Source organism: Paracoccus sp. (in: a-proteobacteria), from assembly GCF_030538695.1.
Taxonomy (GTDB): domain Bacteria; phylum Pseudomonadota; class Alphaproteobacteria; order Rhodobacterales; family Rhodobacteraceae; genus Paracoccus.
Genome location: NZ_JAUNTN010000043.1, coordinates 1 through 9,810, shown reverse-complemented (window position 1 = coordinate 9,810; position 9,810 = coordinate 1). Strand labels below are relative to the sequence as shown.

Annotated in this window: 12 protein-coding genes; 11 read left to right on the top strand and 1 reads right to left on the bottom strand. The window is 58.4% G+C overall.

The genetic code is table 11. The features are described from left to right. The 11 genes from Q4G24_RS16175 to Q4G24_RS16125 all read left to right on the top strand — a co-directional run. Positions 1 to 1,457: type VI secretion system Vgr family protein (locus Q4G24_RS16175; protein WP_303367573.1), on the top strand; the 1,457-nt coding region annotated here is incomplete at its 5' end. A 115-nt stretch (positions 1,458 to 1,572) separates the two neighbouring features. Continuing rightward, entirely contained in the window at positions 1,573 to 2,364 is a 792-nt protein-coding gene (locus Q4G24_RS16170; RefSeq protein WP_303367572.1) for a hypothetical protein, read from the top strand. Continuing rightward, a complete protein-coding gene (locus Q4G24_RS16165) occupies positions 2,361 to 2,834 on the top strand; it encodes a hypothetical protein (RefSeq protein WP_303367571.1) in 474 nt (157 codons plus the stop codon). The genes Q4G24_RS16170 and Q4G24_RS16165 overlap by 4 nt, the downstream gene beginning before the upstream one ends. After that, positions 2,831 to 2,989 carry a hypothetical protein gene (locus Q4G24_RS16160; protein ID WP_303367570.1) on the top strand — a complete coding sequence of 53 codons (159 nt, stop codon included), beginning with the start codon at positions 2,831 to 2,833 and terminating at the stop codon, positions 2,987 to 2,989. Before Q4G24_RS16165 ends, Q4G24_RS16160 begins: the two co-directional genes overlap by 4 nt. After that, positions 2,989 to 3,453 (top strand): hypothetical protein, encoded by a 465-nt coding sequence (locus Q4G24_RS16155; RefSeq protein ID WP_303367569.1) that lies wholly within the window; start codon positions 2,989 to 2,991, stop codon positions 3,451 to 3,453. Before Q4G24_RS16160 ends, Q4G24_RS16155 begins: the two co-directional genes overlap by 1 nt. A 65-nt stretch (positions 3,454 to 3,518) precedes the next feature. Next, positions 3,519 to 3,887 carry a hypothetical protein gene (locus Q4G24_RS16150; protein ID WP_303367568.1) on the top strand — a complete coding sequence of 123 codons (369 nt, stop codon included), beginning with the start codon at positions 3,519 to 3,521 and terminating at the stop codon, positions 3,885 to 3,887. Positions 3,888 to 3,895: 8 nt separating this feature from the next. Then, complete coding sequence (locus tag Q4G24_RS16145) at positions 3,896 to 4,909, top strand: DUF2169 domain-containing protein (protein ID WP_303367567.1); 1,014 nt, start codon at positions 3,896 to 3,898, stop codon at positions 4,907 to 4,909. Beyond that, positions 4,906 to 5,973 (top strand): DUF4150 domain-containing protein, encoded by a 1,068-nt coding sequence (locus Q4G24_RS16140; protein WP_303367566.1) that lies wholly within the window; start codon positions 4,906 to 4,908, stop codon positions 5,971 to 5,973. Before Q4G24_RS16145 ends, Q4G24_RS16140 begins: the two co-directional genes overlap by 4 nt. A gap of 11 nt (positions 5,974 to 5,984) precedes the next feature. Next, positions 5,985 to 6,965, top strand: coding sequence for a hypothetical protein (locus Q4G24_RS16135; RefSeq protein WP_303367565.1), 981 nt, complete (start codon positions 5,985 to 5,987; stop codon positions 6,963 to 6,965). Between the two features lie 4 nt (positions 6,966 to 6,969). Beyond that, on the top strand, positions 6,970 to 7,770 hold the full coding sequence (locus tag Q4G24_RS16130) for a hypothetical protein (RefSeq protein WP_303367564.1): 801 nt from the start codon (positions 6,970 to 6,972) through the stop codon (positions 7,768 to 7,770). Next, positions 7,771 to 8,748: a hypothetical protein gene (locus Q4G24_RS16125; RefSeq protein WP_303367563.1), complete on the top strand. Its 978-nt coding sequence runs from the start codon at positions 7,771 to 7,773 to the stop codon at positions 8,746 to 8,748. It begins immediately after the preceding gene. Positions 8,749 to 9,129: 381 nt separating this feature from the next. Here the strand turns inward: Q4G24_RS16125 and Q4G24_RS16120 are convergent, their stop codons facing one another. Beyond that, positions 9,130 to 9,270, bottom strand: a complete 141-nt coding sequence (locus Q4G24_RS16120) for a hypothetical protein (protein WP_303367562.1) — start codon at positions 9,268 to 9,270, stop codon at positions 9,130 to 9,132. Between the last annotated feature and the right edge of the window lie 540 nt (positions 9,271 to 9,810).

Sequence of the window (9,810 nt, the reverse complement as noted above, 5' to 3'; positions counted from 1 at the left end):
AGGGCGAGCATTTTTGGGACTGGGCGCCCGAGCGCAACCTGACCACCGGCGCGGTGCGGCTGACGGATTATGACTTCAAAGCGCCGATGCGAACCATGGAAATCAATCGCCTGGGCGATGCGGCCTATGCCGAGGGTCAGATCGAGAGCTTTGATTATCCGGGCGATTATCTGTCTCAGGATGTCGGCAAAATCGTCGCCGGGCTGCGCACCGATCAGGAGCGCGGGGCCGACCGGCGCAACCGGGCGGTGGGCGATTGCGTGAGCCTCGGCGCCGGGATGCGGGTGACGCTTTCGGGCGATCCGGTGCCGGGGACGGGTGAGACCTATCTGTGCCTGTCGGCCAGTCATCATTTCGTATCAGAGGCTTACGGGTCGGGCGGCCCGGCCAGCGACGGCTATGCCTTCACCGGGTCATACGTGCTGATGCCCGACACCGCCCCCATGGCCCCGCCGCGCCGCACCCCCGCCGCCTTGGTTAACGGCCCACAGACCGCCATGGTCGTCGGCGAGGGCGAGATCGACTGCGACGAATACGGCCGGATTCTGGTGCGGTTCCACTGGGATCTGGAGGGGGCCCATTCGATGCGCTGCCGCGTGTCGCAGAACTGGGCCGGTTCAGGCTGGGGTGGGATGGTCATCCCCCGCATCGGCATGGAGGTGCTGGTCGAGTTCCTCGAAGGTGATCCCGATAAGCCGGTGGTGGTCGGGAATGTGTTTAATGGCAAGAATGGGGCGCCATATCCGCTGCCAGAGCATAAGACGCGATCTACTTTCAGAACAAAAAGCCATGACGGTAAAGGGGCCGGACGGGGATTTAATGAGCTGCGGTTCGAGGATGAAAAGGATTGGGAAGAGATTTTCATTCACGCTCAAAGGGACATGAACATCGTCACGCGTCGCGACCACCTTACCAGCGTCGACCGCAGCGCATTTCTTGATGTCGGGGCCGAGTATATGTCGCGCGTGACCGGTAATTTCGTCTCGGAAGTCGGGGGAACGATAGAAATTTCTTCTGCTGGCGGCACAATTATCAGCGCAGGTCCACAGGGACATTCGGGAACAGGCCATCAGCCGATCCAAGAAGGCGAAAATCAGCATTTCGACCAAACTAAGATAAGACTTAAGGCGATGAATTCCGCGATCGCTTCAGGCGGCTTGACTCTATCCGCTCAAACCTCGCTTGTTGAGGATGTTGGAACCTCGCGACTGACTTTCATTAAGGACTCGGCCCAAGAGACGGTCGGGAAGCACAAGTCAATTCACGCTGGAAAATTGCTTCAGGCCAATTCAGGTGGCTCAACGCTCTTTGCGGCCGCAGACAACACCGCCATCGAAAGCGGCAGCCGAATTGATATCGTTTGCGGAGCAAGCGCGATACGCCTGCATGCCTCGGGCAAGATAGAAATATCAGGCTTGCACATCAAACTTGACGCAAACAGGATAGATCAGAACTGACATGTCAATACGCGTTAGATTGCAGTTTGTCGCAGGCACCTCGCCCACCATTCCTGTCCCTGCCCGTCCCGTGGATAACGGTGATACTGACCCGAGCTTGTATATTCCTCAGGGGATGAGTGATGAAGATCGACGGGCGTTGCGGGAAGCGGCACTGGAGTGGACTGACACGCTGGGCGGAATAATGGCGCATGGGCACCCAACCAAAGCGTCGGCCGCCCAGAATATGCGTCACTATCGCCAAGGCGGGGGTCGTGATCGCGAATATGGCGCGCGGTCCGTCGACAATCTGCAGAATACACTCAACACCCAGGGCACAATCACAGACCAATCGGTATCAGAGCAGTTCCTCAATCTGATCGCTGAGGACATGAAATTTCGCAGTGACGGCATTCGACGTTACCTTGCCAGGAACGCCAATTTCTCGTCGCCGAATTATGGCAGTAATTGGTTCGGAGTCACAGCCGAGCGCAACACGGGCTGGTTTTATGCCGTCGGCTCTTTCTGGATGGCTTACGGAGCCCATGCCACAAGACAAGGCTCCGTGACAACGATACGATACCGGCTCTTTATCTATGATCGCTATAATTGGGATGTTGAGGATGATGGAACAAGCAAAGGCGTCTCGCTACCATCCTACATCGACGTTCCACTGAACCAAAGGCGAACCGCCCCCGCCGAGGGACTGTCTTTCAACGCTGAACAAAGATATTTCGAGAGGAGCCCCGAAGGTTACTTCGTCACCGATGCTCTAATCGGCTCACTTGTTGCAAGCGGCGATGCTGCTAATTTCGATATCGTCGGTGCGGGAACTGTCAGGTGGGCGCGTTTCGAGGATAGTACCAGCACCAACTCAGGCGCGTCGCAAACTGCGCCGATTTTGGTCGAATCTGGGGCCGAGCGATGAAATATTTATTTATCACGATCCTGACTGGGGCCGCGATTTTCGCTGCTTATGTATTCACGGAGGCCTATAAGTCTATGATGCCAACCGCTGCTCAAGACATCCCATGTCACGAAAGTCAGACAAGATACATGGTCCGGGCTCTGACGGCTATTTTTCCAGATGCTGATTTCGGCGCGCCGGAACACTCGGCTTGCGAGGCGCCCCATGCGGTTGGCGTTGATACCGCCGGCGTTCTGGTCTTTGGCGAGGGGGCCGATCTGACTGGCGTGGGTCTGGCTGCGCCCGCCGACCCGCAATTTCTGCCACTTGATCGAATCGACGCACTGGTGCCGGAGTTTGACCTTCTGAACTCGATTTCAGATTATCATGTCGCCTATGGCTTCGCCCGTGATCGGAATTCGGAAGCCTATGTCCTAAGAAAGGCAGACGGCACTGGACCGCTTATTGTTCTAGTGGCGGACATGCTATGAGGAACATGCTGTTTCTGCAATCCAACGAACGCAAAACATATACCCCCGCCGATGCAATATTGGGTGCGCTTGAAGAATCCGGTGACGCCAGACGCTATGACATCAACGGAACGGGTCAGATCCAGCATTTTCAATTTCTCGTGGCAGAAGGCTGATGAGATTGCGAAGCGGTTCTGTGCTTTCGGGTGTGATCGCGGTCGTGGCCGTGTTGCTGCCCCATGTCATGAACGGAGAGGTGTCGATGCAGGACGAAGCCCACAGCTGCGCGGTCGAGGATCGCGCGCGGATCGAACAGATGATCAGCGCCGCCTTGCCTGACGCTCGGCAAAAGCCGAAAATCTGGTCATGCGATTCTGGCGACACCCCCTTCGCCAGCTTCTCGCATATTAGCGCCGAACTTACGCCTGACAGCGTGCGCGACTTGACCGACTTTATGCCGGTCGGCGATCCGGGTTGGATCCCGATGAGCCTGTTGTCCGACAGCTATAAGCCAGCCTTTGAAGCTGCTGATTGGGACAAGGTGACCTACGCAGAATCGTTTGACGAAAGAACCGAGGCCCGTGTTTTCGTCATGAATACGCCCGATGATCGCAGCTTTGTTCTCATCACCAGCGAATAGCAGGCAGAGCTGTCCTGATCCGGGCAAGACGTAAAACAGGACGAGTCAGAAAGAGTATCTTCTCAATGGGTGATCTGGAAGGTCTTGGACAATTTCGCCTCCACCGAATCCTTGCGATATCGGAATATGGAAAGCCTGTTCTTGAGGGCACCAACGCCCGTGTCTGCTGCGCCGGCCGGGCGCGGTGCGGCGATATCGGCCGTATGGCGGTATGTCAGGACGTCATGGATGGCGACGAACGGCTGATCGTTGTGCTTGGTGTTCTGGAAGACGAAGGCGATCCGAAAGACACATCCGTCCCGTTGAGGATCGAAAACGGTGCGGCGTCACTGACGCTTCACCCGGACGGGCGCATTCGCCTTCAAGGTGCCGATATTGCTCTGGACGCAGAAAAGGGCCTGTCAGTGCTTGCTGGCAGGATCGATCTGAACTGATGTGGGATGTGCTGAACCATACCCCGTTTGCGGCAAGCGCCGGGTTCTACCGGGATCATCAGGATCGCAACTTCTGGGGCCTCTGGGTCAAGGCGGCGTTTACCCTGCGCCAGAACGCGGCACCTCTGTTTCTTCCCGAGGGCGCAGTTTTGCATCAGGCCCCGCTTTTTTCGTCCGAACATCCCGAACTGTTACTGGCCGATGCCGACCTGACATCAGCAAAAGAGCGAGTCGACCTGCTGCTGACGGCAAGCGCAAGCCAATCCCCAGAAGGCAAGTTTCGTCAGATCAGTTTTAGACTGGGCGCGTGGTGCAAGCGGTTGGTGCTGGCGCCGCCGCTGCGTTGGGATTGGCGCGGCAAAGCGGTCATAGATCGCAACGAACGCGCTGCATTGCTGCCTCTGGATGCGCGCATCGCCTATGGCGGCGCTGATGACGTGGAGAACCCGCTCGGTCAGCGAAACAATCCGGCGGTGCTCTATTTTGCCGACCATCCCGGCCCGCGCCGCGGGCAGGCGATGCCACCGGCGCTGATTGGCGCGATCCCGCGCCACTGGCCCACAAGACTAAGGCTGGCCGGCACATATGACGAGACCTGGCAGACCCGCCGTGCGCCCTGTCTGCCGCATGATTTTCAGCCTGCCTACTGGCAGGCCGCGCCGGCTGATCAGCAACTTGAGCGTCCCTTTCGCCTGCCATCTGTTTTCGACGTCGGCGGGCTGGATGATACCGGCCCCGCCGAAGGCCCGTCATGCTTTCCGCTGGCCAATCTGGACCTGATCTGTGCCGCGCGCATTGGCGGGCGTTGGAAATCGGCAGATGCCGAATTGCAAACCGTCAGCATCGACATGGTCCAGCGACGCCTGAACCTTACCTATCTTGCCGCATGGCCAGTGCCGCGCGCAGCATCGGATGTCGAATTCGACGTAACAAAGCTATCGCTTGGTTCGTCAGCAGGTTTTCGCGTGCGTCCACAGGATGCACATTTGTTTTCGGCGACAGCACAAGAACCGTTATCATGAGCGTCACCATTAAGATTAACGGATTGACAATCACGCATCGCGGCTCGGGCGGTCAGCACAGAAATTCCGCACCCGACATCTGCAAAACACCAAGCGGCGGTTATCCGGTGCCCTATGCCATCACGGCCCGCAATTCCGACATTGACGAGGGCACCCAGACCGTCTTTGCGGATGGCGGTCATATGATTGCAACCAAGCCGTCGATTTTCACCCGATGCTTCGGCGATGAGGCCGGCTCAATGGGCGGCGTGATCTCGGGGACGTTTCTCAAGCGCAGTCACTGGATCACCTATTCGCCGAATGTCTATGCCGAAGGTCAGAACATCTGCCGCCTGAGCGACAAACTTTTCATGAATGACCGCAACACGATCTCGGGTCAGGGCGGACAACGCGAGATTGGCCTTGGCGGTGATCCGGTGATGAACGCGCTGTGCGACATATTCTGTCAGACGCGCGACGAATGGCACCGCTGTAGAGCCGCGCCGCCTCCCGGCGGCTGTCCAAGACCCTCGGTTATCGCGAAAGAAAAAACCCAAGCTGCCCTCGACAGACCGGGATCGCCCCTGCACCGGGCCATGGGTAACAAGATCGGCGCCGCCGAAAGGGCGCTCTATACGGCAGGCGATCGTGCTCTGGATGCCGGACGCAAATTTTATACTCAGTCAGGGTTGAAAAACGCGCTAAACCGCGCCGTGCGAAGAGCAGTGAGCGAGGCGGGCATCAACCGGGCAAAAGCCATGGGAAGGCGTTTCTGGCTGAAAATGGTGCCGGGCCTCAACATCCTTTCGACGGCGCTAGATGTCTATATGACCGCACAGGACATTTACGATATCGTAAAAATGGCCGATAATCTGCTTGACGACGCCCTAAGGATACAGCCAGATTTTGCGGTGCTGAACTCCGACGGAAGCGTGCAGGATATCTATGATTTCAAGTTCGACCGTGAGGGGTATCAAGATACATTCTCGGAAAGCCAGAAACGTCTTTATCAGGACGTGACTGGCAAGCCCCCAATTGAAATCAGCGACGCCAGCTGTAATTGCGCCGCCCGCTCGGTTAGCTGACAGGTCAGGATATGCCGCAGACGCTTTTCGCCACCCTTCGCAATCATGACGAACCCATCGCTTTGCCCTGCTTTCGCATCGGCTTTGTTCTCGACGGGATGCTGGATCAGCAGGCCAATCGCGACACTGCTGTGGCGATGCTGACCCTGTTTCACGCCAGTTTCGCTGGTCAACTGGTATTTATGACGCTGGGGCGTGCCGGAGGCAAGCCGAGCAAGCTAAAACAGTTCAGTGAAAAGACATTGCAGGATTGGCGGGCACTGATTGCCGAGGGCATGCCGAAAAATAGCGGATTACGGCTGTATGGCACAGACCAGAATGAACTTGGCGTCCCGTTCATGCCGTTCTTCTCACTCGATCACGACCGACACCCGCTGACGCGGATTCAGATGTGTGTTCCCTGGCAATATGATCGACTGCTGCCCTTCAGTGATAGCTTGGATGCGGTTGCCCGGAAAGCCAGTGTCCGGTTTGGCTATCAGGGCTTCGGCTTTGCGCGCAGCCCGATTTCGGGTCTTCAGGATAGATGGCTGCCGCCGGCATTTCGTCGCTTTCGCAGCGCAGTGATGGGAGATGTGCTGGGACATGAGGCACTGCTATTCTACAGTAAGCCCTATGCGACAATGCGCCGGCTGGACCAGCAGCGCAGAGGTGGAAAAGCTGAAAAGCCGTGGGATTACGAACCCGGAGTCCCGGATATCGGATGGCGCACCTATATCGGGCAAGCTTTCATGGACAGGCTGACCGCATTAGCCCCGTCCGATATTACGCTCGATAGGACCGACAGCATGATGATTGTCACTGCGGGCCCGTCACCGATCTGGGGTGATCTGAACCAAAGCGAAGATATATCGGCCTGGAAAGCGGTGTATGGCTATCTGAGACCAGCTTTCGCCAGCCAGAATATCCTGCGTGCATTCACGCTGGATTGCAATCCTGCCGATCCGACCTCAGTCGAGGTGGTCGAACAATATCTGAACCGTTTCGTGTGACAAGATGACGCTAACCGATCTTCTGCTGACCCGCTTTTTGCCTCGAATGCCGGAGTTGCCCTTCTCGATTTCGCGCGCTCGGATCGAAGTCGCATTTACACTCGAGGCCATCGCCCGAGGGGTTCCCTCGGAGGTCATCGAAGGGGTTGGGGCCAGGCTGGAGGATGTCATCTCGCTGTTCCGTGCGGGTTACGCCGCGACCGCATTTGGCAGCGGCCAGCAGATGCAGCTGACGCTTCACACGCAAGCCGACGGTTATACGATCGACATTGCCGATGCGGCGCATTCGCACTTGTTGGTGCAGATTCTACTGCGTCTTGTCGTGGCGGAGAGCCAAACCCCGCCCGGTGCCTATAACCGTCTGCTGGCGGCACTGGACGGTGATGAGGAGGCCGCGCGTGAAGCTTACACTCCGCTGGACTTTCTGGCCGATACCCGCCATGTCACCGTGACGGCTGAGGGTGACGGCACGATGAATTTCATGCTCGCTCCGCCCCTGATCCGCAGCGATTTGACCACCCTGATCGGTGAGGTTTCTTCGAAGGATGACGAATCGCAAGTATTCACCATGCCGCGTGGCGCATGGCTGGACGAGGATATCGAGGACGGCTTTCTATCGCTGCAAAACAGCGGGGTATTCAGCGAGGATACAACGGTTTCAGGGCCGGAGCCGGAAATCTTCATCACCGAGGACGGCACCCTTAGGGCCGATGGCTGGTCGGACGATCCAGCATATCTCGCTGAACTGATTTGGGTCATCGCGCAAGGCCAAATCGGCATGGTCAGAAGGCTTGGTGAGGGCTGAATGACACCGCTTTATCTGGCAGGCATGGGGGTCAGGACCGGGCTTGGAACCGGCCTCGCATTGCATCGCGATAAGCTGGCCGAGGGTCACAATCTGTTCCGCCGGCAACGAACCTATCTGGGCAGCGACTTCAAGCCGCAGCTTACCGCTTTTGACGGCGAGATCGGCGATCACGCGGTCTCCACCCGACTGCTTGCGCTTGGGCAAGAGGCGATTGAGGATCTGCGCGCGACCGATCCGCGGGGGGCCGCGCCCCGCCACATCGTCGTCGTCCTGCCAGAACACATGCAAGAACCCGGCCTCACCCGCCCCAATCTTGAACAAGTCGGGCAGCAACTGGCCCGGATGGCGGGGGCCAATGATCCAACCGGCTGCCCGATCCTGACCACTGGCGCCGCCGGTGTCGCCTTTGCGCTGCAAGATTTCGCCCGCAGCGGCGATGCGAACGGCGATCTGCTTATACTTGCGATTGACAGCTATCGCGACCGTGCAAGGTTAAACTGCCTCTTAGCGCGGGGGCACCTGTTCAGCGGCCGGGACCGCTATGGCTTGATTCCAGGCGAGGCCGCTGTGATCGTGCGCGTGAGCAAGTCCGCGGACGCGCAGGCGCTTGCCGCTGTGACCGGCATGGCGGTCGAAGTCGAACCCGTGCGGGAGTTCGATGATGGAGGCACCGATTATGCCGCCATGACAAACGCAGCCGCAACCGCCTTGCCCATATCAGGCGGCATCTCCTGCTGGATCACAGACTGGAACAATTCGCGCTATCGCGCGGCCGAGCTTTCCTATTCCGAGCTGCGCTTGCGCCGTCGTCTCGGCCAGAGTGCCGAAATCGCTCATTCCCCGCTGATCTTCGGCGATGTTGGTGCGGCGGCGCTGGGTGTTGGGCTGGTCATGGGCGTCACGCAACCTTCGTGCCTGCTGACCGTATCAAGCAGCGGGTCAGGTGCCCGCGCGGCACTGTCGCTAAAAAGATAAGATGATAAAGTAAATTACGATGCCCGATGCATCCGGGGCCATACTGAGTTGGTACGACCTTGGTTCGGAAAAAGGCCAGAACCACCCTACCAGACTGCTGAAAGAACCGCCCTCGACGAAGTCGTGGGCCATGGTTCACCATCATCTTGGCGACAGCTTGAGCAACGACCGGCCCCCCAAGTTTACCGGAGGCTCCAACTCCCAAGCAGGATGGAGCATCATGAGCAAGATGGTGAACAAATTTTTCTTTGAAGTTCGCGAGCCTTGTAGCTGGTGCTGAACACAAAAGGCCAGCCCGGGTTACGTTCCGGCCGAATTGGCCAAGAGGATGAAGGCACAAGCGCGCCAGAACCGTAAACTGCGCCATTCGAACGAGATCCTTCACAAGGCCCGTACGTATTTTACGATGGCGGAACTCGCCCGCCGGTCGAAGTAGTGGTGGGTTTCATTGACGCACCTCAGGAAGCGCACGGTGGCAACCTTTCCGGACCGGATACGGAATTCATGCTCGGGATCGCTCATCTGCCTGTTTTCCTCTGTTTGGGCACCCTGTGCCGGAAACACCTTTGAAATCATGGATGAAACCTCAGATCGCGGCACGCGATCCGACCGTCCGGCCCGCAAAAAGCCGTTGCGCGGCAAGGGCTTGCCGGGCGCGCGTGCCGCGCCTTTTATCTCGCCCTCCCCTTCCGCACGTTCTTCGCCCCAGATCCAACTTCAATCTGAAACAACCCACGCCACCAGAACCTGCCCCCGATGGGTCAATGATGGTGGGAAACCCGATCCACCGCCGCGCTCGTCCGCCGCAGGCTGGACGGCGCGCGGGTGGCGCGTGCAACCTCTCACCCGGGCGCAGGTCGCACCCGAATTGCGCGGCGACAGCCGTCGCAAGAGGCGTGCGGGGCGCGGTGAAACCGCAACACGATGGCAGCCGACAGAGAGATGGGCCGTATCCGCTGCCGGCACCCGCGCAACGTGATGACGGTCAGCGGAGAAGCCGGGCGTGTGCCGGAACGCTGCCGTCGCGACCGATCCCCGGCGGTATTCATGTTCAGGAACAGC